The sequence below is a fragment of the Neotabrizicola sp. VNH66 genome (genome assembly GCF_049445895.1).
Taxonomy (GTDB): domain Bacteria; phylum Pseudomonadota; class Alphaproteobacteria; order Rhodobacterales; family Rhodobacteraceae; genus Pseudogemmobacter.
This window is the reverse complement of sequence record NZ_JBMSDW010000003.1, coordinates 51,866-77,392: the sequence shown is the minus strand read 5'-3', so window position 1 is coordinate 77,392 and position 25,527 is coordinate 51,866. Positions and strand designations below refer to the sequence as shown.

Annotated in this window: 22 protein-coding genes; 8 read left to right on the top strand and 14 right to left on the bottom strand. The window is 65.7% G+C overall.

What is annotated here, in order from left to right:
- The first annotated feature begins 84 nt into the window (after nt 1-84).
- Nucleotides 85-366, top strand: coding sequence for a hypothetical protein (locus tag ACO2Q5_RS05145; RefSeq protein WP_423288588.1), 282 nt, complete (start codon nt 85-87; stop codon nt 364-366).
- A 55-nt stretch (nt 367-421) separates the two neighbouring features.
- On the opposite strand, the gene ACO2Q5_RS05140 is transcribed toward ACO2Q5_RS05145, so the two are convergent.
- From ACO2Q5_RS05140 to ACO2Q5_RS05125, 4 genes are all read right to left on the bottom strand, one after another.
- Nucleotides 422-2,206 carry an MFS transporter gene (locus ACO2Q5_RS05140; protein ID WP_423288586.1) on the bottom strand — a complete coding sequence of 595 codons (1,785 nt, stop codon included), beginning with the start codon at nt 2,204-2,206 and terminating at the stop codon, nt 422-424.
- Between the two features lie 191 nt (nt 2,207-2,397).
- The gene (locus tag ACO2Q5_RS05135; RefSeq protein ID WP_423288584.1) at nt 2,398-3,063 is read right to left on the bottom strand and encodes an adenylate kinase; all 666 of its coding nucleotides are present in this window, start codon (nt 3,061-3,063) and stop codon (nt 2,398-2,400) included.
- Nucleotides 3,064-3,066: 3 nt separating this feature from the next.
- Nucleotides 3,067-5,031 (bottom strand): acetate--CoA ligase, encoded by a 1,965-nt coding sequence (acs, locus tag ACO2Q5_RS05130; protein ID WP_423288582.1) that lies wholly within the window; start codon nt 5,029-5,031, stop codon nt 3,067-3,069.
- A gap of 342 nt (nt 5,032-5,373) precedes the next feature.
- A complete protein-coding gene (locus tag ACO2Q5_RS05125; protein WP_423288580.1) occupies nt 5,374-7,008 on the bottom strand; it encodes a SulP family inorganic anion transporter in 1,635 nt (544 codons plus the stop codon).
- A 122-nt stretch (nt 7,009-7,130) separates the two neighbouring features.
- Between ACO2Q5_RS05125 and ACO2Q5_RS05120 the strand changes: the two genes are divergently transcribed.
- Complete coding sequence (locus ACO2Q5_RS05120; RefSeq protein ID WP_423288578.1) at nt 7,131-7,625, top strand: pyridoxamine 5'-phosphate oxidase family protein; 495 nt, start codon at nt 7,131-7,133, stop codon at nt 7,623-7,625.
- 51 nt (nt 7,626-7,676) lie between these two features.
- Here ACO2Q5_RS05120 and ACO2Q5_RS05115 read toward each other — a convergent pair whose 3' ends face one another.
- Nucleotides 7,677-9,968: a glycosyl hydrolase family 28-related protein gene (locus ACO2Q5_RS05115; RefSeq protein ID WP_423288576.1), complete on the bottom strand. Its 2,292-nt coding sequence runs from the start codon at nt 9,966-9,968 to the stop codon at nt 7,677-7,679.
- Between the two features lie 168 nt (nt 9,969-10,136).
- On the opposite strand from ACO2Q5_RS05115, the gene ACO2Q5_RS05110 reads away from it, so the two are divergent.
- A complete protein-coding gene (locus tag ACO2Q5_RS05110) occupies nt 10,137-10,988 on the top strand; it encodes an alpha/beta hydrolase family protein (RefSeq protein ID WP_423288574.1) in 852 nt (283 codons plus the stop codon).
- A gap of 79 nt (nt 10,989-11,067) precedes the next feature.
- Here the strand turns inward: ACO2Q5_RS05110 and ACO2Q5_RS05105 are convergent, their stop codons facing one another.
- Nucleotides 11,068-12,660 (bottom strand): lysine--tRNA ligase, encoded by a 1,593-nt coding sequence (locus tag ACO2Q5_RS05105; protein WP_423288572.1) that lies wholly within the window; start codon nt 12,658-12,660, stop codon nt 11,068-11,070.
- A gap of 139 nt (nt 12,661-12,799) precedes the next feature.
- Nucleotides 12,800-13,396, bottom strand: coding sequence for a hypothetical protein (locus ACO2Q5_RS05100; RefSeq protein WP_423288570.1), 597 nt, complete (start codon nt 13,394-13,396; stop codon nt 12,800-12,802).
- Between the two features lie 190 nt (nt 13,397-13,586).
- On the opposite strand from ACO2Q5_RS05100, the gene ACO2Q5_RS05095 reads away from it, so the two are divergent.
- The gene (locus ACO2Q5_RS05095; RefSeq protein WP_423288568.1) at nt 13,587-14,006 is read left to right on the top strand and encodes a tellurite resistance TerB family protein; all 420 of its coding nucleotides are present in this window, start codon (nt 13,587-13,589) and stop codon (nt 14,004-14,006) included.
- Between the two features lie 8 nt (nt 14,007-14,014).
- Here the strand turns inward: ACO2Q5_RS05095 and dacB are convergent, their stop codons facing one another.
- The gene (gene dacB, locus ACO2Q5_RS05090; protein ID WP_423288566.1) at nt 14,015-15,496 is read right to left on the bottom strand and encodes a D-alanyl-D-alanine carboxypeptidase/D-alanyl-D-alanine endopeptidase; all 1,482 of its coding nucleotides are present in this window, start codon (nt 15,494-15,496) and stop codon (nt 14,015-14,017) included.
- Between the two features lie 214 nt (nt 15,497-15,710).
- On the opposite strand from dacB, the gene ACO2Q5_RS05085 reads away from it, so the two are divergent.
- Nucleotides 15,711-16,904, top strand: coding sequence for a multidrug effflux MFS transporter (locus ACO2Q5_RS05085; protein ID WP_423288564.1), 1,194 nt, complete (start codon nt 15,711-15,713; stop codon nt 16,902-16,904).
- Nucleotides 16,905-16,923: 19 nt separating this feature from the next.
- On the opposite strand, the gene ACO2Q5_RS05080 is transcribed toward ACO2Q5_RS05085, so the two are convergent.
- Nucleotides 16,924-17,751, bottom strand: coding sequence for an asparaginase domain-containing protein (locus ACO2Q5_RS05080; protein WP_423288562.1), 828 nt, complete (start codon nt 17,749-17,751; stop codon nt 16,924-16,926).
- Between the two features lie 137 nt (nt 17,752-17,888).
- Between ACO2Q5_RS05080 and ACO2Q5_RS05075 the strand changes: the two genes are divergently transcribed.
- Nucleotides 17,889-18,551, top strand: coding sequence for a GntR family transcriptional regulator (locus ACO2Q5_RS05075; protein ID WP_423289246.1), 663 nt, complete (start codon nt 17,889-17,891; stop codon nt 18,549-18,551).
- 73 nt (nt 18,552-18,624) lie between these two features.
- Here ACO2Q5_RS05075 and ACO2Q5_RS05070 read toward each other — a convergent pair whose 3' ends face one another.
- The 5 genes from ACO2Q5_RS05070 to ACO2Q5_RS05050 form a co-directional block, all read right to left on the bottom strand.
- Nucleotides 18,625-19,053: an allophanate hydrolase-related protein gene (locus ACO2Q5_RS05070; RefSeq protein ID WP_423288560.1), complete on the bottom strand. Its 429-nt coding sequence runs from the start codon at nt 19,051-19,053 to the stop codon at nt 18,625-18,627.
- 72 nt (nt 19,054-19,125) lie between these two features.
- Entirely contained in the window at nt 19,126-20,178 is a 1,053-nt protein-coding gene (locus tag ACO2Q5_RS05065; RefSeq protein ID WP_423288558.1) for an ABC transporter substrate-binding protein, read from the bottom strand.
- A 75-nt stretch (nt 20,179-20,253) separates the two neighbouring features.
- A complete protein-coding gene (locus ACO2Q5_RS05060) occupies nt 20,254-21,111 on the bottom strand; it encodes an ABC transporter permease (protein ID WP_423288556.1) in 858 nt (285 codons plus the stop codon).
- Nucleotides 21,112-21,122: 11 nt separating this feature from the next.
- The gene (locus ACO2Q5_RS05055) at nt 21,123-21,887 is read right to left on the bottom strand and encodes an ABC transporter ATP-binding protein (RefSeq protein WP_423288554.1); all 765 of its coding nucleotides are present in this window, start codon (nt 21,885-21,887) and stop codon (nt 21,123-21,125) included.
- 162 nt (nt 21,888-22,049) lie between these two features.
- Nucleotides 22,050-22,649: a nicotinate-nucleotide adenylyltransferase gene (locus ACO2Q5_RS05050; RefSeq protein ID WP_423288552.1), complete on the bottom strand. Its 600-nt coding sequence runs from the start codon at nt 22,647-22,649 to the stop codon at nt 22,050-22,052.
- 174 nt (nt 22,650-22,823) lie between these two features.
- Here ACO2Q5_RS05050 and ACO2Q5_RS05045 point away from each other — a divergent pair, with 174 nt between their 5' ends.
- Together ACO2Q5_RS05045 and ettA are read left to right on the top strand one after the other, a co-directional pair.
- Nucleotides 22,824-23,282 (top strand): GNAT family N-acetyltransferase, encoded by a 459-nt coding sequence (locus tag ACO2Q5_RS05045; RefSeq protein WP_423288550.1) that lies wholly within the window; start codon nt 22,824-22,826, stop codon nt 23,280-23,282.
- A gap of 86 nt (nt 23,283-23,368) precedes the next feature.
- On the top strand, nt 23,369-25,024 hold the full coding sequence (ettA, locus tag ACO2Q5_RS05040) for an energy-dependent translational throttle protein EttA (protein WP_423288548.1): 1,656 nt from the start codon (nt 23,369-23,371) through the stop codon (nt 25,022-25,024).
- The last annotated feature ends 503 nt before the right edge of the window (nt 25,025-25,527 follow it).

The following is a 25,527-nucleotide window of genomic DNA, read 5'->3' as shown; positions in this document are numbered from 1 at the left end:
CTGCGACGGTGCGGCAGGGGGTTCGGCTGTAGACCGGGCGCGCCGGATCGCTTAACCCGGAGGGGTAACCGGGAAGAGGATATCATGACCTTCAGCCAGCTGATCCTGTCGCAATTCGCCGATCCGTTCCGGATCGTGCTGCTTGCCGGGCTTGTCTACACCATGTTCCGCACGCGGGCGCAGACCGGCCTTCTGATCCCGCTGGCGGCGGGGGTGGTCTTCGTGGCCGTGATCATCCCCTCGACCCTTGGCGCGCAGCTTCCGGTGCCGTTCTGGCAGCAGGTGGCAGCAGGGCTGGTGTCGAACACGGTGCTGGTGGGGGTGATCCTCGGGATCTGGGAAGCCATCCGCCGGATGCGGGGCTGAAACGCAAGCGGGCCGGGGTTTCCCCCGGCCCGCCCGTTGTCTTCCGCGATGCCGTTTACTGGTTGGCGTCGGCGAAGATGTCTTTCTTGTGGGTGCCGCCCGGCACGAACAGCGTGCCGATCACCACCGTCATCAGCGCCACCACAATGGCATACCACAGACCCGCGTAGATGTTCCCGCTTTGCGCCGAGATGGCGAAGGCGGTCGCGGGCAGCAGGCCACCGAACCAGCCGTTGCCGATGTGATAGGGCAGCGACAGGCCGGAGTAGCGGATACGGGTCGGGTAGAGTTCGACCAGCATGGCCGCGATAGGGCCGTAGACCATCGTCACAAGGATGATCAGATAGGTCAGCGTCAGGATGATGGTGATGTTCTGCGCCTTGAAGATGTCGAAGAAGTGGTTCGCCTTGGCCACCGTGGTGTTGTCGGCGGCCACGATCGGGTAGCCGGCGGCGGTCAGGGCGGCGTTCAGCTCGGCATCGAAGCGCTTCTTCTCATCCGCGGCGTTTTCGGCGGAACCCGAATAGCCCTGGATCACCGTATCGCCGACCTGGACCGAGGCAATGGTGCCTGCCGGCGCATCAACCGTTTCGGAATTGGCCGAGCGCGAGGTCAGGCCCGATTTGATCAGGTCGCAGGATTTGGTGAACTTCGCGGTGCCGACCGGGTTGAACTGGAACGAGCAGTCGGCCGGATCGGCGGTCACGGTGATCGGCGTCTGATGGGCCGCATAGAGCATCGGGTTCGCGGTTTTGGTCAGGAAACCGAACACCGGGAAGTAGGTCAGCGCGGCGATCAGGCAGCCGCCGAGGATGATCGGCTTGCGGCCGATCTTGTCGGACAGACGACCGAAGAAGATGAAGCCATAGGTGCCGAGGATCAGCGACCATGCCACGAAGACGTTGGCCGAGAAGCTGTCCACCTTGATCACGTTCTGCACGTAGAACAGCGCGTAGAACTGGCCCGAGTACCAGACCACGGCCTGACCAGCGGTCAGACCCAGCAGCGCGATCAGGGCGATCTTGCCGTTCTTCCAATTGCCGAAGGCTTCACGCAGCGGCGCCTTCGAAGCGGCACCCTCTTCCTTCATCTTCTTGAAGGCGGGGGATTCGTTCATGGTCAGACGGATATACAGCGACACGAGCAGCAGCGCGATCGAGCCGATGAACGGGATCCGCCAGCCCCAGGCGTTGAAGGCTTTCATCATCGTGGGCGTGCCGTCTGCGGCGATCACGGCCTGACCGGCGGCGTCCAGCACCGGCTGGTCGGGGAAGTTGCCGTTCACATAGCCCTGCACCATCAGAATGACGATCAGCGAGAGCAGAAGCCCCAGCGTTGCCGTGGTCTGGATGAAGGCGGTGAAATAGCCGCGCTGGTTCTGCGGCGCGTGTTCGGCCACATAGACCGCGGCGCCGCCGTATTCCCCGCCAAGGGCGAGGCCCTGCAGCATGCGCAGCGCGATCAGGATGATCGGCGCGGCAATGCCCCAGCTGTAGTAGTTGGGCAGGATGCCGACGATGAAGGTCGAGAAGCCCATGATCAGGATGGTCATCAGGAAGGTGTATTTCCGGCCGACCAGATCGCCCAGCATCCCGAAGACCAGCGCGCCGAACGGGCGCACGATGAAGCCTGCCGCAAAGGCCAGAAGCGCAAAGACGTTGCGCGTGGCTTCCGGGAAGGGCGTGAAGAACTGCGCGCCGATGATCGAGGCCAGCGAGCCGTAGAGGTAGAAATCATACCATTCGAAGATCGTGCCGGCGGAAGAGGCCAGAATGACCTTCTTCTCTTCCCCGGTCATGGGACGCGAGCGGTCGCGCACGTCCGGCGTTGCATATGCCATCGGTATCCTCCTGTTTCGGCCCGCCCTGCCGGCGGTGCCTTCCCTTTGTTCCCGATCCTGCCCGGCACCACGCCGGGCAAGACTCCCTTGATCGGTGCAGCGGGCTGCACCGGCGTATGGGGGTCGCGTCAGCGCCCCTTCCCTTCCGATTGTGCCTGCGCCCGGGCCTCCCCTCCCGGATGCGGGCCGTTTCAGGCCGCGACGCGCCCGACGATACCGGCCAGCGCGTCGCGCACCGCGGCGATGGGACCCATCGCGTCGATCCGTTCCAGCACGCCCTTGGTGTCGTAATAGGCGATCAGCGGCGCCGTCTGGGCGTGATAGGCCTTGAGCCTCTCGCGCACCGTTTCGGCATTATCGTCGGCACGGCGCTTGAACGCCGTGCTTCCGCACTTGTCACAATGTCCGGCCGAGGCCGGACGTTTGAACTCGTCATGGTACCCTTCACCGCAGCCGGCGCAGGTGTAGCGGCCGGAGACCCGGCCCACCATCGCCTCGTCATCCACCTCAAGGCTGACGGCGGCGGTCACCTTCTGTCCCGCGCCCGCCAGCAGCGCATCCAGCGCGGCGGCCTGCCCGTCGGTGCGCGGGAATCCGTCCAGAATGATGCCGCGAGCCACGTCGGGCTGCGCCATCCGGTCCTTCAGGATGGCCAGCACGATTTCGTCACTGACCAGCGCACCCGCCTCCATCACCGCCTTGGCGGCGCGTCCCGCATCGGTTCCGGCCGCAACCGCGGCGCGCAGCATGTCGCCGGTGGACAGCTGGACCAGACCGAATTCCTCTTCCAGCATGCGGGCCTGGGTGCCTTTACCGGCGCCGGGCGGGCCAAGCAGGATCAGGACGGGTGCGCTCATCTTTCAGCCCTTGTTCATGCGGTTGGCAATCAGGTCATCGACCACCGAAGGATCGGCCAGTGTCGAGGTGTCGCCCAATGATCCGAAGTCGTTTTCGGCAATCTTGCGCAGGATGCGGCGCATGATCTTGCCCGAGCGGGTCTTGGGCAGGCCGGGCGCGAATTGCAGAAGATCGGGCTTGGCGATCGGGCCGATTTCCTGCCGGACCCAGGCTTCCAGCTCCTTGCGCAGTTCGGGGCTGGGCTCGACGCCCTTCATCAGGGTGACATAGGCATAGATGCCCTGCCCCTTCAGGTCATGCGGGTAGCCAACCACGGCGGCCTCGGCCACTTTCTCATGGGCGACCAGCGCGCTTTCCACCTCGGCGGTGCCCATCCGGTGGCCGGAGACGTTGATCACGTCATCCACCCGCCCGGTGATCCAGTAATAGCCGTCCGCATCGCGGCGGCAGCCGTCGCCGGTGAAGTAATAGCCCTTGTACTGGCTGAAATAGGCCTCTTCGAACCGTTCATGATCGCCCCAGAGGGTGCGCATCTGGCCGGGCCAGCTGTCGGCGATGCAAAGCACGCCCTCGGTCGCGGTTTCGTTCTGCAGCTGGCCGGAGGCCGGGTCCAGCACCACCGGCTTGACCCCGAAGAAGGGCTTGGTGGCCGAGCCGGGCTTCGTGGGGATGGCGCCGGGCAGCGGGGTCAGCATGTGGCCGCCGGTTTCGGTCTGCCAGAAGGTGTCGACGATGGGCAGTTCGCCCTTGCCGACATGGGTGTTGTACCAGTTCCACGCCTCGGGGTTGATGGGTTCGCCCACCGAGCCCAGCAGCTTCAGGCTGGAGAGGTCGTATTTCTCCACCCATTCCGGCCCCATGCCCATCAGGCTGCGGATCGCTGTGGGGGCGGTGTAGAACTGGCTGACCTTGTGCTTTTCGCAGACCGCCCAGAACCGGCCCGCATCCGGGTAGTTCGGCACGCCTTCGAACATCAGCGTGGTCGCGCCATTGGCCAGCGGACCATAGACAATGTAGCTGTGCCCGGTGACCCAGCCCACATCGGCGGTGCACCAGAACACATCGCCGTCATGATAATCGAAGGTCATCTGCTGCGTCATCGCCGCATAGACCAGATAGCCGCCCGAGGTATGCACCACCCCCTTCGGCTTTCCGGTCGACCCCGAGGTGTAGAGGATGAACAGCGGATCCTCGGCGCCCATTTCCACATAGGGGCAATAGGGCTTGGCCTCGGCCATCTCGGCCAGCAGGTCGAAATCGCGGCCGTTCACCAGATAGCATTCATCGCCGGTGCGGCGCACCACAAGGCATTTCACCTTGTCCGAGCAATGCAGCAGCGCCTTGTCGGTGTTGTCCTTCAGCGGGGTCTTCTTGCCGCCGCGCGGCGCGAAATCGGCGGTGATCACGATGCGCGCGTCGCAATCGTTGATCCGGTTGGCCAGAGCGTCGGGAGAGAAGCCGCCGAAGACAACCGAATGGATCGCCCCGATCCGCGCACAGGCCAGCATGGCAAAAGCCGCCTCGGGGATCATCGGCAGATACAGGACGACGCGGTCGCCCTTTTTCACGCCATGCGCCTTCAGCACATTGGCCATGCGGCTGACCTGCTCCAGCAGTTCCCGATAGGTGATGTGGCGGGCGGGTTCGGTCGGGCTGTCGGGCTCGAAGATGATGGCGGTCTGGTCGGCGCGGCTGATCAGATGGCGGTCGATGCAATTGGCGCTGACGTTCAGCGTGCCATCCTCGAACCATTTGATGTCGATATTGCCCGGCTCGAACGTGGTGTTCTTCACGCGGCGATAGGGACGGATCCAGTCGATCCGCAGCCCCTCACGACCCCAGAAGGCGGACGGGTTGGAGGTTGATTCCTCATACATCCGGGCATAGCTGTCCGCCGTGACATGCGCCCCGGCCACGAAATCGGCCGACGGGGCATACATTCCGCGGGAATCCGGCTGGTCCTTCATGGGTCTTCCTCCACATCTGAAAGCGCGGCACCGGGCCAAGTCCGCGCCCGCCGCACCCAAAGCTGGCGCGGCCTCTCCCTCAGATCATCCTAGCACCCCGTCAATTTTCTCGTAACCCCTTTTAACGCAAACATTTTCCTGTAAATTTATTTTCTGAAATCGTGTGAATATTGTTAATCTGACAAAGCTGTGATCAAGTTTGACACGCATTTTCAACGCTCTGCGCCTTCACAGCCACACAACCGGCAGCGGAAAGCCGCCGATCATGCTGCACCGCAGCGCAATTCGCGCAAGGAAACGCCCCCGCGTGCAGACTTTGCGCAAGAAAATGATTCGACGGCCTCAGCCCTCTGGCGCCACCGGATCGTCAGGCGTGGCAAGGTAATGCACGGCGGGCGGATGCAGCCCCTGCGCCAGCAGAACGCGCCGCACCTCGGGCCGGGCGCCCGCCAGCGCCAGCCGGCCGCCCTTGCGCGCGATGCGCCGCGCCAGCAGGGCAAAGCTGTGCGCCCCCGAACTGTCGATCAGCGGCACATCGGTGAAGTCGATGACAAAGAGGCTGGGCCGGTCGCCGATCCGGTCCAGCACCGCCCCCACCTGCGCCGCCGCGCCAAAGAAGAACGGCCCGTGCAGGTGATAGACCACCCGGTCCGGTCGTGCGGCCTCGGGTTCCGTTTCGCGCGGCTCCACCCCCACGGCATCGGACATGCGGCGGATGAAGACCAGCCCGGCAATGGCGAAGCCCGTCACGATCCCCTCGGTCAGATCGCGGAAGACGACCAGCAGGAAGGTGGCCGCCACGATCAGCGCATCGCCCCGCGATCCGCGGATCAGCCCCCAAAGCTCGGCCCGTTCGATCATGCCCCAGCTGACCACCACCAGCAGACCGGCCAGCGCGGCCAAGGGGATATAGCTGGCCAAGGGCGCCGCCACTGCCATCGCCCCCAGCAGGAACAGCGCATGCAGCATGCCCGAGACGGGCCCCCGGCTGCCCGCCCGCACATTGGTGGCCGTCCGCGCGATGGTGCCGGTCACGCAGAAGCCGCCGAACAGCGCCGATCCGATATTGGCCACCCCCTGCCCCACCAGTTCCGCATTGGAGCGGTGGCGCGCGCCCGACATCCCGTCCGCCACCACCGCCGACAAAAGCGACTCAATCGCCCCCAAGAGCGCGAAGGACACCGCAAACGGCAGCGCCGCGCGCAGCGTGGCCATGTCCAGAACGGGCAGCGCCGGGACCGGCGGCAGGTTGGGCAACTGGCCGAACCGGGTGCCGATCGTCTCCACCGGCAGGGCCAGACCCGCAGCCAGCACCGAGGCCGCAACGACCGCGATCAGCATGCCCGGCCAATGCGGCCGCCAGCGCCGGAACCCAAGGATCAGCGCCATGGTCAGCGCCGCCACCGCCACCGCGGCCCATGTCACGCTGCCCCGCGCGGCCCAGAGGGCGCCCAGCTTCTCCACGATCTCAGACGGCTCCGCCCCCGGCAGATGCAGGCCGAACAGGTCCTTCAGCTGGCTGACAAGGATGATGACGCCGATCCCGGCGGTAAAGGCCACCGTCACCGGATAGGGGATGTATCGGATATAGGTTCCCAGCCGCAAAGCCCCCGCCGCAATCAGCAGGAAGCCGGACAGAAAAGTGGCCGTGATCAGCCCCTCGATCCCCGTCGCCATCACGCAGGCGGCGACAAGAACGATGAACGCCCCCGCAGGCCCGCCGATCTGATAGCGCGATCCGCCCAGAGCCGAGACGAGGAAACCGCCCACGATGGCGGTGTAAAGCCCGCGCTCCGGCCCCACGCCGCTGGCCACGGCAATTGCCATCGACAGGGGCAGCGCGACGATGGCGACGGTCAGTCCCGCCAGCGCATCTGTCCGCAGATCGGCGCGGCTATAGCCCTCACGGAAGACAGTGACGATCTTCGGCAGGAACTCTGCCGGGATATTGCGGTTCGGGGTTGTGTCGGTCATCATGCGGCCCAGCCAAGGGATGTGCCGGAAAACGCCGGCCTGTCGGTGCGCCCATCGGGTTCGTCATCAAATGACACCACCTGACTCCCCAGCCCGCATGCTGTCAACAGCCGGATGGAATACCGATGACAACCGAAACCGCCCCCCCGCGCCGTGACCCGGTGCAGGATGCCGCCGGCGCCGAACGCGCCGAGGCCCGTGCCTTGATGCAGGGTGCCACATTTGCCGCCCTCGCCTGGACCGATGCCAGGGACGGCACGCCCGGCATCAGCCGTGTGGCCTTCGGCTTCGATCCGATGGCGGGCATGCTGCTTCTCGTCTCCGGCCTTGCCGGGCACACACCGGCACTGAAAGCACAGCCCGCCTGCGCCCTGATGGTCGGAGAGATCGCCGACCGCGGCGATGCGATGAACCATCCCCGGCTGATGATCCGCGCCCGGGCCGAGTTCATTGCCCGGGACGAGGGCCTGCGTGCACGATGGCTGGAGCGGAACCCGAAGGCCAAGGTCTATGTCGACCTGCCGGATTTCAGCTTGGTCCGGCTGCATGCGGTTTCGGCCACGCTGAACGGCGGCTTTGCCCGCGCCTTCCGGCTGACCGCCGAAGACCTTGCCCCCTGACATGCGAAAAGGGCGGCCCTGCGGCCGCCCATGCCTCTGCTGTGGTCCGGCTCAGACCGGTACATCCATCCGCATGGTGACGATGGCCTTGCCCCGCAACGCCTCGCCCCAGCGCAGCTGCACCTGATTGCCCGCCGTTCCCGTGCCCGGCGTGGCCTGAGGGTTCAGGTAACGCTGCGCATTCGCGCCATTCTGCAATGCGCCTTCGGGCTGCACCGATTCGACCATACGGATACGCCCGCCAAAGGGGATGTAGTTCGAGGCATCGACCACCCAGGGATCGGCCGCCGCGCTCTGACTGTGGGCGGTCACGATGGGGTTGGCAATCGTCTGGCTGACCTGATTGAAGGTGTTGCCCTCCACCCGCACATTGCGCGACCGGGTGAAATCAAGGCTGGCAAAGGTCGTATCCACCATCTCCACCCGCTCCACCGTGGCGTTGAACACCCGGAAGGTGTTGTTCACCATGCTGAATCCGTTGAAGAAATGACCCGAACCATAGGGTTTGACCACCACCCAGCGGAAGGCCGAGGACACGTCCGACGCGATAAAGATATTGCCGATCACATTCAGCCCGCCGAAGGAGAATTCGTTCGAGAAGCCCGGATCCGGGTCATGCTCGTTCCCCCATTCGATGAAGCAGTTGTCGATGTAATTGCCCTGCACCACCGTGGCCACATTGGTCTGGGTGAAGACCAGCCCCGCCAGCCGCACGCCAGCCGTCTGGTCGTCGCCCTGAAAGAAATGGTTGTTGTAGATCATGTGGCTGGTGCCGTTCATCACGGCGAAATGGCGGAAACGCACGATCCGGTTGTTGCGCATCTTCACGTCATTGGCCTGCACCGACACCGCAATCGTCGTCCGGTTCTGCGCAGGCAAGGACTGCTCGTTCGACAGGAACTGGCAATAGTCGATGAACATGCCTTGACAGCCGGTCCCGGTCGAGGTGATGCCCCGGTCCATCGGACGGTTGAAGGTGCAATTGTCAAAGCGGAAGACCGACCCCGACATCGGCATCATCACGCCCGAATTCAGGCCGAGGCAGTTGAATTCGACATCATGGATCTCAAACCGAGACAGCAGGGAAAACCCGCTGAAATCCAGCATATAGGCGAAGCGTTTAAAGGTGTAGGTCCGCGTTCCGGCCGCCCCGTACAGCGGCTGCGACAGCTCGATCGTGCCGGCCCCCACATTCTTGGACCGCACATAGACCTCACGCCCGACACCCGTCCCCTCGATCAGCGCACCCACCGGAACATTGGCCACATTGGTCACCCCGGTCAGCCGTGTGCTGTTCGTCGTGGGCGTATAGGTCGCCACCGACGAGACGCTTTGTGTGTCCCAGGCCGAGGAGGTGACCGCATTCAGACTGCCGTTGCGCAGGACCCTGCGGTTGGCAAAGCTGCTCAACCCTGACATCGCCGCCACATCCACCGGCCCGGTCAGATCCACCCGGCGGCCTGACATGTCAAAGGTGACGTGATCGCTGAAATAGAACAGCGCCCCCAATGCGCGGCGGAAACCCTCGGCATCGCTGCCATAGGCCGCGGCATAGGTGTCCAGATCGAAATTCCGCGTCAGCACCAGCCGGTTCGCCGTGGGCTGTGTCACCGTACCCACGAAACGCACCGCATTGTTCAGCGTCAGGTTCCCGGCAATGCGGTAGGTCCCGGCCGAGACAAGGATCGTCCGCCCCGCTGCCGCCGCATCCGCCGCCTGAAACGCCGCCATGTCATTGGTGGTGCCGTCGCCAATCGCGCCATAGTCGCGGACATCCACCACATCCACCATGGTGCGGAGAAAGACGTTTGTGACATCCTCCACCTCGATATCGTCGATCCGCACGATCCCGCCGTTCGATCCGGTCAGGTCAAGTCCGACATGCGCCATCACCGGCACCGTGCCCCAGACCAGGTCCACGCCCTGCCGGTTCCCCGCCCCGATGATGGCCGAGACGGTGACCACCGTGCCGTATTGCGTCAACGCGACCGAAGGCCCGGTCTGCGGCGCCGCGCCCACATTCGTCCCCGAGGCATTGCCCGCCCAGGCTGCAATCCTGACCGAAGGCAGGTTGCCGGACAGCGCCTTCACCCGCGCGGTGATCCGGATATACATGTCGGGCCGCAGCGGCGTGTCCATGAAGGCCCGCAGCTTCTGGGTCGAGGCGGTCTTCTGCAGCTCCAGACAGCCGCCGAAATCCTGATCGTTGGTGACCAGCGCCGCATTCGCCGCGCCGCTGTAGGACGCATCGCCCGAAAGGCCGTTCGCACTGGACCAGTTGGCCAGCCCTGCCGCGAACGGCGGCGGTTGCAGCACCAGCCCGTCGGTAATCGCCTTGCTCATGGAAACCCTCGTGTCGTTGCGCCCGTGATTGCGGCCGCCGATCGCGCACCGCCCTGGGCAAACGGAAGTATCAACGAAGCATTAACGAGCGCTCAGGCCGCCGCGCGGACCCGCGCGCCCTCTGCAACGGCAGTTGACAGCGCCGCCGCTGCCGGGTGACCTCGGCTCATGGCCCAGACCTTCCCCGCCCTGATCCTCGCCGCTTTTGCCGCCCTGCCGGCCCGGGCGGAAACGGTGACCATCCCGACGCCGCTTGGCCCCCTGACCGGCACGCTGGAGGTTCCCCATCCGGCCGCAACCGCGCCTGCCGTGCTGATGCTGCACGGCTTCACCGGCACAAGGGATGAGGCGCCTGTCGCAGGCACCGGCGAAGGTATCTTCGCCCGCACCGCGCGCCTTCTTGCAGACGAGGGCTATGTCTCCCTCCGCATCGACTTCCGCGGCTCGGGCGACAGCCCCGGCGCCTTTGCCGACACCACACCCGAAGGTCAGATCGCCGATGGCCTCGCCGCGCTGGACTGGCTGGCCGCGCATCCCGCGGTGGACCCCGACCGCATCGCCGTTCTGGGGTGGAGCCTTGGCGGCGCCACAGCCATCGCCGTGGCCGGACGCAGCGGCAGACCCGCCGCGCTGGTGCTGTGGAACACGGTGGCCGACCCGCTGGACACCTTCGCGGGCATCCTCGGCCCCGCCACGGTGGAAACCGCCCTCACCGCCGCCCCGGACCAGACCTTCACCTTCGCCGGGCTGACGCTGAAATCCGCCTTCGTCCAGGGGCTTGCCGCTTTCGACCCCAAGGCGGAACTGGGCCGCTACCAGGGCCCCGTCTTCCTCGCCCAAGGCTCAGCCGACGCCGTCGTCGCGCCCGAAGCGGCAGACCGTCTGGCCGCCGCGCATCCGCAGAAAACCACCCGCTGGAGCGCGGCCATGGACCACGCCTTCAACGCCGGTGCAGGCCCGGAAACTCTGGACCGGCTGATCGCCGCGACCGCCGCCTTCCTCGCGGAAAACCTGCGCTGACTGCCTTTATCTTGGCCCAAATATCCTGGGGAGGTCCGGAGGGGTGAAACCCCTCCGGTGCGACATCAGCCGCGCAGGATCAGCCCGCCAACTCGCCCGCCAGCGCCCGGTCGATCAGCGCCACCGTTTCGGCCACGCCATAAAGCGCGATGAACCCGCCGAAGCGCGGGCCTTCGCTGGCCCCCAGCAGCACCTCATACAGCGCCTTGAACCAGTCGCGCAGCGGGTCAAAGGCATGTTCCTTGCCCACGGCATAGCAGATGTTCTGCAAGGCCTCGTCCTCGCTCACGCCCTCTTCCGCTCCGGTGAAGGCCACCAGCCGCGCGCGCAGATCTTCAATCGCCGCCCGCTCCTGATCGCTGGGCAGGCGGAACACCCGGTTCGGCGCCACGAAATCGGCAAAGTAGCGCACTGCAAAGCCCGCCGCCGCGTCCAGATCGGGGTTGCCCTCGGGGCTGGCGCCGGGCGCATATTTGCGGATGAACCCCCACAGCCCCGCCGCATCCTTGGCCCCCGCGACCGAGGCAAGGTTCAGCAGCATCGCAAAGGGCACCACCATGGTGGATACCGGCGGCTGGCCATTGTGGATGTGGAACACCGGGTTCGACACCTGCTGGTCCAGCGTCTGGTCCGGATAGGCCTTCAGCTGCTGATGATATTCGTCCACCGCCTTGGGGATCACATCCCACCACAGCCTTTTGGCCGTCTTGGGCTTCTGATACATGAAATAGGACAGGCTTTCGGTCGAAGCATAGGTCAGCCATTCGTCGATGGTAAGGCCGTTCCCTTTGGATTTGCTGATCTTCTGACCATTTTCATCAAGGAACAGCTCATAGCTGAAATGGTTGGGCTTCCGCCCGCCCAGCACCTCGCAGATGCCGTCATAGATCGGTGTATTGGTGCTGTGGTCCTTGCCGTACATTTCAAAGTCCACGTCCAGCGCGGCCCAGCGGGCGCCGAAATCGGGCTTCCACTGCAGCTTCACATTGCCGCCGGTGACTGGCAGCGTCCATTCGCGCCCGGCCTCGTCATCGAAGGTGATCGTGTGGTTCACCTTGTCGACGTTCTTCATCGGCACATAAAGCACCCGGCCCGTCTCGGGGTGGATCGGCAGGAAGCAGGAATAGGTCTGCTGCCGCTCCTCCCGCAGGGACGCCAGCATGATCTCCATGATCGCTTCATAGCGTTCGGTGGCCAGCTTCAGCGTGTCGTCGAACCGGCCCGAACGGTAGAATTCGGTCGCCGAATAGAATTCATATTCAAAGCCGAACGTGTCCAGAAACCGGCGCAGCATGGCGTTGTTATGATGGCCAAAGCTTTCATACTCCCCGAACGGATCGGGGACCGAGGTCAGCGGCTTCTGGATATTCGCACGCAGAAGGTCCTGGTTCGGCACGTTTTCCGGCACTTTGCGCATGCCGTCCAGATCGTCCGAAAAGCAGATCAGACGGGTCGGAATGTCGGACAGGATCTCGAAGGCGCGGCGGATCATCGTCGTGCGCGCGACCTCGCCGAAGGTGCCGATATGCGGCAGGCCACTGGGGCCATAGCCGGTCTCGAACAGGACATAGCCCTTTTCCGGGGCCTTTTTTTCATAGCGTTTGAGCAGCGCGCGCGCCTCTTCGAACGGCCAGGCCTTCGATTTCATCGCGGCATCGCGCAGGGTGCTCATTTCACGGTCCTCTCGTCCGCCCGGAACCCCTTGTCCCGGACCCGCTGTCCCTTATTGCCGGGCGCCGCCGCCGTCAATGTTTTCAGGGCCGAAGGGCGCCGCCCGCGCCATTCCAACGGGGACGCGCGGGCGGCGGAGCTTACAGACCCGAGAAGATTTCGCTCTCGAAGCTGCCCTCGATTGCCACGCAATCGTTCGGGTCCGGCTGCGCCTCCCAATCGGCGGCCTTGCACAGATCGCCCACGAAGCGCCCGGCGATCTTGCCGGTCTTGCCGTCGAACTGCCATGTCTCGAAATAGACCGTGACAGGGTCCGTCTGGGTGCCGTCATTGGTCCAGATCGGCGGGTTGCCCGGATCGGCCTGATACTGCGCCAGCGTGATCACCGCATCCTTGGCGGGGTCCTTGTCGAATTCCGCATAGATGAACAGGCTGCCGCCGCCTTCGATGGATTCAAAGCCGCCGATCTCCAGCCCCATCTTGGCAGGGCCACCCTCCCCCTCGATCGGATAGACCGCGACCGAGCCGATGCGTATGGTGTCCACCTCGGACGAGGTGGTGATGTAGCTCATCACCTGATCGCCCAGCTTCCAGACCATGGTGCCGGCGGGTTTCACATCGGTCACGTCGCCGTCGCCGGGGGCGTCCCCGTCCTGAGCGAAAAGCGCCGGGGCAAGGCCAAGCGACAGCATGGCCGACAGTGCGGCAGCAGAAACAAGAGAAAGGCGTGAAGGCATTTCGGGTCCCTGTGGAATGAACGGCCCCGCGGAGCCGCAGAGGTACCGATCCCGAAAGCGTGATGATATGCAATAGCGATGTGAAAACAGCGCCGAACCCGCCGCGGCTGCGACGGCAGCGCCCTTGCCGCAGCACCGCGAAGCCCCTACTTTCCCCCCGATCCGCCCTTCCCGCCCAAGAGGTTGCCCCATGCCCGAGACCCCGTCCCTGTCGCCACAGGATGCGCTTCTTGCGGTGATGATCGCCTGTTCGGCCGCCGACCAGAATGTCCGCACGGCCGAGCTGGTGGCGATCCAAAGCGTGGTCCACCACATGCCCGCCTTTGCGGGCTATGACACGGACCGGATGCAGCGGGTGGCCCAGATCGTCTTTGACCTGTTCGAAGAGGAGGACGGGCTGGACGCACTGTTCGGCCTTGTGCGGGATTCCCTGCCCGAGCGGCTGAACGAAACCGCCTATGCCTTGGCCTGCGACGTGGTCACCGCCGACCGCCACCATTCCGACGTGGAAATCCGCATGCTGGAAGAGGTGCGCGAGGCGCTGGAGATCGACCGCCTGCATGCCGCCGCCATCGAATGGTCGGCCCGCGTGCGGCATATGGTGCCCTGAGGCCCGCCTCAGGCGTAAAGGCTGGCCCAGCGACTGATCAGCTGCCCTTGCAGGGTGCGTGACCGGGCGGTCCAGGCCTTGGCGCCCGGCGCATCCTCACGGTCGGCCACCGGCACGGCATCGCGTCGGGCCGGATCGCCAGTCAGGATGGCAAAGACCATCTCGCGCCCGCCGGGCGGGGTGATATGCCCCGCCAGCGCCGAGACGAAGTTCAGCGTGCCGGATTTGGCCACCACCTGCACCGGATGCCCGTCGATCACCTTGCCCTTGGCGTCCTTCATGCCGACATTGCGCAGCAGGGGCTTCAGCCCGCGGCCCTGCGCATGGGCCTTGACCAGAATCTGCGCCAGATCGGTCGCCGATACACGCGATGCGCCGCCCAGACCGGAGTGATCGGCAAAGCTGGCCTGCCCGCCGAAGGTCGTGCGCACCCAATCCGTCATCGCCTGACCGGAGGCTGCCAGCCGCGCCTGTCCGCTGGAGGCAAGACCACAGCATTCCGCGGTAATATTGGTGGACCAGCGCAGCATCTCGCGCAGGACTTCGGGCAAGGCATTGCTTTCCACCCGGCCGAGTTCGTCGCCCTTCGGCACGGATGTCACAGCCTGTCCTGCGGGCAGGGTGATCCCCTGTGCCGCGGCCAAGGTGCGGAAGACCTCGGCCATGTACAGACCCGGCAACCGGACCGGCAGCCAGCGCGACCCGCCCTTCCCCAGCGCGGATGAGGCGACCGTCCAGTCCTCGTGCCCCTCACCCTTCTTGTAGGTGAAGATCGGCGTCTCGCGCCGGGCCACCTTCATATCCACCATCCCCACCCGCGGGACGAACCGCTCGCCGCGGGCATCCATGCTGAGGGACCAGTCGCTGCCGGCCTTCTTCCACTCGAAATGCACGCGGTTGAAGTTCAGGTTCAGACCCGAGATCGCGGGATTATAGCCCACATGATCCGGCTGATCCTCGGCCACACGCGGCACCTGCGGAAGCGCGCCCTCCCAGTACAGGAACCGCCCGGTCACGCCCTTCAGCCCGCGCTTGCGCAGATCGGCCACCAGATCGCCCAGCTGATCGGTCTGCAGCGTGGGATCGCCCCCGCCCGCCAGCACCAGATCGCCCTGCACCACCCCGCCCTGCATCGGCCCGGTGGCCAGCACCCGGGTCAGGAACCGCCGCCCTGCCCCAAGATGCTCCAGCGCATAAAGCGTCGTCACCGCCTTGGTGACCGAGGCGGGCGGCATCGGCACCGCGGCCTCGCGGCTTTCCAGAACGGCGCCCGTGGCAGCATCGGCCAGAACGAAGGCCACCGTCCCCGTCAGCTTGGCCGCGGCCACCAGCGTCTCGGCCGTCTGGGCCACCGGGGCGGCGGCAACCGGCTTTCCGCCGCGCGGCACCGGACGCGGAGAACGATCCATCACCTCGGCCAAGGCCGGTGACAGGGCCGAGATCACCCCCCCGGCCAGAAGCCCGCCCAGAATGCCGCGTCTGGTGATCACGTCCGTCTCCACAGAATCCCTGCGCCTGTGGTCCGAACATAGCGTCCGCGGCGGAAATGGCGAGTCGGGCCGACCGCGGCAGGGCCGCGCAGGCCACGCTACAGCCCGGCTTGCAAAACCGGATCATCCGTGCGACTTAGCCTTCCGGCGGTGGCGATCTTTCTCCTCAGGTGCGATTCCGCGCCGCCCTTTCCATATACCTACAGGTTTTCCGATGCGTGACCCGCTGTTCCGCATGGCTTTGATCCTTGGCCTTCTGTCGGCCGTCGGTCCTTTCGCCATCGACATGTATCTTCCCGCCCTTCCGCAGGTGGCCGCCGATCTGCAAACGTCCGAAGCGACGGCGGCCCTGACCCTGACCGCCTATTTCATCGTCTTCGGCATCGCCCAGATGATCTACGGCCCGATGGCCGATGCCATCGGCCGCAAGCGTCCGCTGGTGGTGGGTGTCGTCATCTTCCTGATCGCCACCGTGGCGGCCAGCCTTGCGCCCGACATCGGCTGGCTGATCGTCGCCCGCGGCGTGCAGGCGCTTGGCGCGGCCACGCTGATGGTGGTGCCCCGCGCGGTGATCCGCGACATGGCCTCCGGCCCCGATGCGGCGCGGATGATGGCGGCCATCATGATCGTCATCTCCATCTCGCCCATGCTGGCGCCGCTGACCGGCTCTCTGGTCATGGTCTGGGGTGGCTGGCGCGAGATTTTCGTGGTCCTTGCTCTGGCCGCGCTGATCAGCCTTGCGCTGATCACCTGTGCCCTGCCCGAGACTTTGGCGCCCAAGGACCGCCAGCCCATCAGCCTCAGCGCCATGCTGCGCGGGGCGGCCCGGTTGCTGACCGACCGCCGTTTCATGGGGCTGACCATGATCGGCGGCTTCGGCATGGCCAGCTTCTTCGTGTTCCTTGCCACGGCCAGCTTTGTCTATACCCGGCAATACGGCCTGTCGCCGACCGGCTTTTCCATCGCCTTCGCGGTCAATGCCATCGGCTTCTTCTCCGCCTCGCAATTCGCGGCGAAGCTGGCCACCCGCTACGGGATGGAGCGGGTGATCTCGCTGGCGATCACCGGCTTTCTGGCGGTGACGGCGGCGCTGGCCCTTCTGGTCTGGGCGGGGGCGGATGCGCTGGTCTTCGTGGTGGCGGGGCTGTTTATGGCCAATGCCTTCCTTGGCCTTGTGCTGCCCACGGCCATGGTCATGTCACTGGACCCCCACCCCGATATCGCCGGGCTGGCCTCGTCTCTGGGCGGCACGATCCAGATGCTGACCGGCGGCGCGATGATTGCCGTCACCGGGCTGTTTCTGTCCAATACGGCGTTGTCGATGGTATCGGCCATCGCGCTTTGCGCGGCACTGGCATGGGTGGCCGCGGCCCTGTCGCTGCCGCGCCTGCGGCTTTCGCTGCGCTAAGCGCGCGCCGCGCTGTGGATCAGGGGGCGTCCTCCAGCCACAGCGCGGCCATCGCCGCCTCCACCGTCTCGGCCCCGCCGTTTTCCACCCCGGCGGCCCAAAGGCCCTGCCCCGCGGCATAGCTGCCGGGCACCAGCCCGCCGTTTTCGCAGACGCTGACCGCGCGCAGCCGCACCCCCCGTGCGACCGCCGCTGCCAGAACCGCGGTGATCGCGGGCGAGGACGGTACCGTCCCGGTTCCGAACACCCGCAGCACCGCCCCTTCCAGATGGGCCAGCGCCGCCTCCAGCAATGCGGGCGACTGGCCGGGAACCACGGTCACGACCGACAGCCGCCGGTCGGCAAAGCGGCGACGGCGGAACGGGCCATGCGGGATGGGCATCGCGACCGCCCGGAACGCATCGTCCCGCCGGCTGTCCGACTTTACCAGCCCCGCCGCCGGCAGCAGCCGCCCGGCAAAGGCCAGCCAGACCCCCGGCCCGGGCGCACAGGACAAGGCCAGCGCCAGATTGCCCTCGGCATCACCGCCGGAACCAAGGGGATGCATCGCGCCGGTCAGCACCACGGGATGCGGCCAGCCTGCCAGCGCCTGCGACAGCGCGGCGCCGGTCCAGCTCATCGTATCGGTGCCATGGGTCACGATCACCGGGCCGCTTTCCTCTCCGATCTGGTCCAAGAGGCGGTTCCAGTGGCGGAAATCCACATCCGCGCTGTCCAGAAGCGGATCGAAGGCCACAACCCGCGCCTGCCCGGCCACCGCACGCTCAACCACACCCGGGGCAGGCAGCAGGCCATGCGGTCCGGGGCCCATGCCGATGGTGCCGCCTGTGTGGATCAGAAGACGCATGTCATTTCCCTTTGCGTTGCGGCGACCTTGCACCCGCGCCCGCAGTCGCGCAAGCGGCGGCCCAACTGGACATGGGATGGATTGGTCACTAAAGCTCGGGTTGCATGCAATCCGCAAACAACACCTGAGGCCGGACCCTGACCAAGCGCGAGAAGAAGCCGACCTCGACCGAACGCATCCGCATCACCCTTGCGGATGAAATCGTGCGCGGACAGATCGGCCCGGGTGTCGTTCTGGACGAGGCGTCGCTGGCGCTGCGCTTCGACGTGTCCCGCACCCCCGTGCGCGAGGCGATCCGCCAGCTGGAGGCCATCGGCTTTGTCGAGGCGCGCCCCCACCGTGGTGCCGTGGTGCCGCTTTTCACCCCCGACCGGCTGAGCGAGATGTTCACCGTCATGGCCGAGATGGAGGCGCTGTGCGCCCGGATGGCCGCGGAAAACCTGCCCGCCGGATGTGAAGACGCCCTGCGTGCCGCGCATGAGGCCTGCCGCCAGCGGGCCGAGGCCGAGGATGTGGCGGGCTATTACGAGGCCAATGCCGCCTTTCATGAACTGATCTACAGCCTTGGCGGCAACGGCTTTTTGGCCGATGTGACGCGCGGGGTCAGGAACCGGCTGCAACCCTTCCGCCGCGCGCAGTTCAGCTCGTCCGGGCGGCTGCACAAATCCATCGAGGAACATGCCGCCATCGTCGAGGCGATCCTGTCGCGCGACGCCGATGCCGCCTTCCAGCTGGCCCGCGACCATATCAAGGTGGTGCGCCGGTCCGTGGGCACCGTGGCCCCTGCCCTGCGCGACTGACGGCCGGGGCTGACCGCGCGACGCAGGGGCAGAGGGTGCAGGCCTGTCATGAACAGAAGCGGCGGTCACAGGGTCAGGCAGTTGTTGCCGCCTGCGCGGCGATCCAGTCGCGCCAGCCGCCGAAACGGGTGATATCATCGGCCCCGCGGGTGGCGATCTCCTCGACCAGAAAGCCTTTGGCCTCACCGCCGTCCTCAAGGCTCAGCGTGCCGATGCCAAGGGGTTGCGGGATGCGCGCGACGAAGCTACCGAAAGCGGCGGGCGGCAGCGCCCAGATCTCGATAGCGATGGCCGCGCCAGCCTCCGGCCCCACCCGCAGCAGGCCCGGTTTCGGCGGCACCGTGCCCGGCAGGCGGAACAGCCGGTAAAGCGGCGCCGTCCGCATGGCCGCAACCAGCCGCCCGCCGGGCTGCACCAGCTCATGGTTCAGCGCCATGCCGCTGAGATGGGCGCCGACCACAGCCAGCGCGATGAAATCTTCGGGAACGGAAACGTCGGTCATGTGACGGCAAACACCCAGAGAGACTGCGGCCCGCGCCGGACATTCGGCACGGGCCCTTTGTTGCATTCAGGATCAGAGACCGGACAGGTCCAGCCCGTCCCAGGCCTTGACCACGATATCATCGGTCAGCATCGCGCCCAGATCGACCGGCCCGGCCAGCGCCTTCTGCTCGCCCTCGCCCAGTTGCAGGTAGGACATGTAGGTCTCCCACCCGGCAGGCAGGAAGGTGCCGTGCTGCGTCACGCTTTCGGGCGCGGTGTAATAGGTCTGCACCAGTTCCCAGAACGGCCCGGCCACCGGATTGTCGCCCAGGCTGGCCGAGGCATATTTGGTCTTCAGAAGCTCGAACGTCTCATCCGGGTGCTTCATGCCCCAGGCCCAGCCCTTCAGCGTGGCGCGGGTGAATTTCACCAGAAGCTCCGGGTCGGCCTCATAGGTCTCCAGCCGCACCGACAGGGCATCGCCGGGGAAGGTGGCAATGGTGGCCGGGGTGATCGACCGCGTCTCGATCCCCTGCGCCGGGATCAGCAGCAGGTCGCGCTTGGCCCCGGCATAGGCCTGAATCCGGTCTTCTTCGAAGCTGCGGATGGTGGTCGGGTCGCCCTCGCCCGCAATGACCATCTTGACGTCCGCCCCTTCCGCCAGCCCGCTTTCCACGATCGAGGCGCGGACCATAGGCACCTCGCCGCCCGCCAGATCGGACACGCCGATGGTCTTGCCCTTCATATCGGCCATGGTCTGCACCGGGCTGTCCTTCGGCACCACGATGTCGAACGTATCCGGGTAATAGATCTGCATGATGGATTTCAGCGGGAACCCGCGCTGCACCGCCTGCATGGTCGCCGCGGCCGAGAAGATGCCCCAGTCCACATTGCCCGCCGCCAGCTGCCGCGCGGCATCGGACGAGCCCTTGGAATAGTTCAGCGTCACATCCAGGCCTTCTTCGGTATAAAAGCCCATCTCCTGCGCCACGAAGATCGGGAACATCTGCGCCGTGGGGCCACCCTGCGCTGTCACGCCGTTGAACTTGATCAGATCCTCGGCCCCGGCGGCACTTGCGGCCAGCACCAGCGCAAGGCTGCCGCCGCGCAATATCCGTCCGAACCCTGAAATCAGGATGGTCATGTCAGTCTCCATGTTGGTTTGGGTCAGGCGGCCTTGGCCCTTGGGGCCGTTTGCCGGGCCGCAGCGGTCATCCGGTCAAAGCGATTTCCAGAACACGATCCGGTTTTCCAGCCATTCGATCAGCTGATAGACCACCAGCGTGAAGACCGAGAGCAGGATGATCAGGAAGAACACCCCCGCGATATCCAGCTGAAAGTTCATGGCATAGATCAGATAGCCGATCCCGGCCGAGGCGCCGACGAATTCGCCCACGATCACGCCCAGCACCGCCAGTGTCCAGCACAGCTTGACCCCCGCCATCATGATCGGCGCCGCATTGGGCAACAGCAGATAGCGGAAGGTCTGCCAGCGGCTGGCCGTCAGCGAGCGCATCAGCTTGATCGCGTTAGGGTCGACCGACGAGAGGCCGGTCAGCGTGTTCAGGAACATCGGGAAGAAACACATCACCACCGAAATGGCGATCTTCGATTCCATGTCGAAGCCGAACCATGTGACGAAGATCGGCGCCAGCACGATCTTGGGCGGGGCCTGCAGCGCCACGAGATAGGGGTAAAGCGTGGCGCGCACGGTGGCGAACATCGCCACCAGAATGCCAAGCACCGCGCCCGAGGCCATGCCGATGACAAAGCCCCAGAAGATTTCCAGAAGCGTGACCCAGACATTCGGCCAGAAATAATCCGCCGCCATCACCCGGCCCGAAGCCTCCAGCGTGGCCAGAGGTGTGGGGATGATCAGCGAATGAACGAAACCGCCATGGGTCGCGATGGCCCAGGCCGCGATGACAAAGACCCCGAAGCCAAGCGCCAGCAGGCGGTTTGTCAGCGCCTCGCGCCGGGCGCGGCGGCGTTCGGTTTCAATGAACCGGCTGATGGCGTCGCCCTGCCGATCGCGGGGCTGTGCAGGGATCGCAAGGCTGGTGTCGGTCATGGTCATGTCAGGCCCCCTTAATGGTCCACGCCCAGCATGCGGCGGATTTCAAAGACAAGTTCGGAATAGCGCGGGTCGCGCATCACCTCGGTCGTGCGGGGGCGCGGCAGGTCCACCGTCACGATCCCCTCCAGCCGCCCGGGCCGCGGTGTCATCACGAAGACGCGGTCCGACAGGAACACCGCCTCGCCGATGTTGTGGGTGACAAAGATCACCGTCTTCTTCGTCGCCTCCCAGATCCGCAGGAGTTCAAGGTTCATCGTCTCGCGGGTGAATTCGTCCAGCGCGCCAAAGGGTTCGTCCATCATCAGGATGCGCGGATCATGGGCCAGAAGCCGCGCCAGCCCCACCCGCTGCCGCATGCCGCCCGAAAGCTCTCCGGGGAAGCGGTCGCCAAAGCCGTTCAGGCCGACCATATCCAGCAGTTCCTCGGTCCGTTCGGCCTGCTGCTTGCGGTCCAGCCCCAGCACCTGACCGGGCAGCCGCACGTTCTGGCGGATGGTGCGCCACGGAAACAGGACCGAGGTCTGGAACATCATCCCCACATCGGCCCTAGGCTTTCCGGCGGGCGTGCCCGCAATCTCCAGCGCGCCAAGGCTTTTCTCCTCCAACCCCCCTAGGATGGACAGGAGCGTGGATTTCCCGCAGCCCGAGGGGCCGACCAGCGAGATGAACTCCCCCTCGCGGATGTCAAAGCTCACATCGTCCAGCGCAACCAGCGGCCCGGTGGCCGTGGCATAGACCTTCGAGATGCTTGTTCCGGTGATAATATCCGCCGTCATGCCGACCTCCTGCAAGTTGCATGCAATTGCGCATGCAAACCGAGTCGACAGCAAGCGGAAGGGCCGGGAAAGCCATGATGCAGCTGCGGCAATCCGCAAGCGCCCAAAGTTTGCGCGTATTCCGGCGGTGAACGGACAGTTTCGGTGCAGCCCGCAGCCGGATCAGCCGCGGCGCCAGTCTCCGCGCGCCCGGATGGCGCTGGACGAGGCATCGTTCATCGGCAGGTTCACAAAGACCCATGCCGGGGGGCGGCGGCGCGACAGGTTCTCGCCCCGCACCACCCGGTTGCCGCGGTAGATCTGCGCCGCCACCGACAGCCGCGCCCGGATGCCCGATCCGGGCCGCGCCAGCACGCCCACCGGCACCCGCGCCATGATCTCGCGCCAGCGGTCCCATTTGTGGAACTGCGCCAGATTGTCCGCCCCCATCAGCCAGACGAAGGTGACGCCGGGATACATATATTGCAGCCGCCGGATCGTATCGGCGGTAAAGCGGGTGCGCAACTGCGCCTCCAGCCCGGTGACCACGACCCGCGGGTCGCGCATCAGGCGCCGCGCATAGGCGATCCGGTCGGCCAAGGGTGCGGGCTGCCGCGCCTTCAGCGGGTTGCCCGGGCTGACCAGCCACCAGACCTGGGAAAGCCCCATCCGCTTCAGCGCCTCACGCGTGATATGGACATGGCCTTCATGCGCGGGATCGAAGGACCCGCCCAGCAGCCCGATGATCATGCCCCGTTCGGCATGGGGAAAGCCCTGACGCATCGCTCCGGCCCTCCCGCCGCGTGTCTGGCCCATTCGCGGCGGGATCACGGCGAAGTCAAGGGTCTGTGACGGGCGGGGGTCTGTTACGGGCGGGGGCCCGTGACAGGCGGGGGTCTTGACTGCGCCGCGGCGGCGCGCTTGACAGTGCCGCTCCGGCGGGGTGCAGTCCGGCGCATGACCGCGATCCTGCCCTGCGACCCCGCCGATCCCCGCGCCGCCGCCGCCCGCGCCGCCTACTACTCCGAACTGGCCGCCCGCTTTCCGGCGGGGTTCGACCCCGGTCCCGACACCCCGCAGGGGCTGGAAGAAATGCGCCCGCCCGGCGGCATCTTCCTGCTGGCCGAAGAAGGCGCCACCCTTCATGGCTGCGTCGCCCTGCGGACGCTGGCCCCGGGGGTGGGAGAGATCAAGCGGCTCTGGGTCTCCCCCTCCGCACGGGGCATGGGGCTGGCCGGGCGCCTGATGCAGGCGGTCGAAGACAGCGCACGCAGCTTCGGCCACCAGACCCTGCGGCTGGACACCAACGGCACCCTGACCGAGGCGCTTGCCTTCTACCGCCGCCGTGGCTGGACCGAAATCCCGCGCTACAACGACAATCCCTACGCGGAAGCATGGTTCGAACGCGCGTTGTGACGGTTGCAGGACCGGCCCCGGATCGCTAGATCAGGGCCAACCCGAGAGGACGCCCCGCGCCCTCCCCCCGAGATATGGAGCATCCGATGGCCAGCTATCAATACGTCTACCACATGGAAGGTGTCTCCAAGACCTATCCGGGCGGCAAGACCTGTTTCGAGAACATCCACCTGAACTTCCTTCCCGGCGTGAAGATCGGTGTCGTCGGCGTCAACGGCGCGGGCAAGTCCACGCTTCTGAAGATCATGGCCGGCATGGACAAGGACTTCAAAGGCGAAGCCTGGGCCGCCAAGGGCGCCAAGGTCGGCTATCTGGCGCAGGAGCCCTATCTGGACCCGACCCTGACAGCCAAGGAAAACGTCATGCTGGGCGTGGCGAAACAGCAGGCCGTGCTGGACCGCTACAACGAACTGGCCATGAACTACTCGGACGAGACCGCGGATGAGATGGCCCGGCTTCAGGACCAGATCGACGCCGAAAACCTGTGGGAGCTGGAGGCGACCGTGGGCGTGGCGATGGATGCGCTGCGCTGCCCGCCCGATGACGCCAATGTCGAAAGCCTGTCGGGCGGTGAACGCCGCCGCGTGGCCCTTTGCAAGCTCCTGCTGGAGAAGCCCGACATGCTTCTCCTTGACGAACCGACCAACCACCTGGACGCCGAGTCGATCGCCTGGCTGCAAAAGCACCTGATCGACTACAAGGGCACAATCCTGATCGTCACCCACGACCGCTATTTCCTGGATGACATCACCGGCTGGATCCTGGAACTCGACCGCGGCCGCGGCATCCCCTACGAGGGCAACTATTCCGCATGGCTGGACCAGAAGGCCAAGCGGATGGCGCAGGAAGCGCGCGAGGACAAGTCCAAGCAGAAGGCGCTGGAAAAGGAACTGGAGTGGATCCGCTCCGGCGCCAAGGCCCGCCAATCCAAGGGCAAGGCCCGGATCGCCCGCTATAACGAGATGGCGAGCCAGACCGTCATGGAACGCGCGACCACGGCGCAGATCGTCATTCCGAACGGCGAACGCCTTGGCAACAAGGTGATCGAGGTCGTCGGCCTGAAGAAAGCCATGGGCGACCGCCTGCTGATCGAGGATCTGACCTTCACCATCCCGCCGGGCGCCATCGTCGGCGTGATCGGGCCGAACGGCGCGGGGAAATCCACGCTGTTCCGCATGATCACCGGCAGCGAACAGCCCGACGAAGGCACGATCACGCTGGGCGATACGGTGCAGCTGTCCTATGTCGACCAGTCGCGCGATGCGCTGGACCCGAACAAGACCGTCTGGGAAGAGGTTTCGGGCGGCGCCGAAGTCATCCATCTGGGCGACATGCAGGTGAACAGCCGCGTCTACACCGGCGCCTTCAACTTCAAGGGCACCGACCAGCAGAAGAAGGTCGGCCTGCTGTCGGGGGGGGAGCGCAACCGTGTTCACATGGCCAAGCTGCTGAAATCCGGCGGCAACGTTCTGCTCCTTGACGAACCGACCAACGATCTGGACGTCGAAACCCTGCAGGCGCTGGAAGCCGCCATCGAAGATTTCGCGGGCTGCGCCATCATCATCAGCCACGACCGCTTCTTCCTCGACCGGCTCTGCACGCATATCCTTGCGTTCGAAGGCGACGCCCATGTCGAATGGTTCGAAGGCAACTTCGAAGCCTATGAGCAGGACAAGGTCCGCCGCCTCGGCCCCGACGCGCTGGAGCCGAAGCGGGTGAAATACAAGCGGTTCAGCCGGTAATCACAGGGCGGGGCAAACCCCGCCCTTCTTGCCGGACGGCCCACGAACGGGCTGCGGGGTGGTCCGCCCTTGTGGCCTGTTGCACTGGGGCGGGGTGAACAGCCGACCGGCCGTGCACCCGGCCGGATATGGAACAGGCTTCTGCCAGCGATGGCGAAAAAGGGCATCTGATCCGCCTCATCGCGGATGTGATGTATATAGAAGCGCAGCGGGACATTCTGCCTGTCCGGAAGGCCCTGCTGCACCTCCGCCCACGCCATTGGACTACCGCGTGCCAGCAGGGCATTCGCCGTGGACTAGGCCGGGCGACCGCGGCCCCGATGACCCGAAGAAACCGGCAGGAACTCTGGATCGCGAGCTCTGACACCCGCCGCCATCAAGACTGGAGCCGGCTCGCGCGCACGGGCCTTTCCTGACCGATCCAGATGAATCCCATGCGGCGAATGCGCCATTGCCGCCTCCAGCAAAGCCCTGAAATTACAGCTTTTACGCCCCCGTGACCC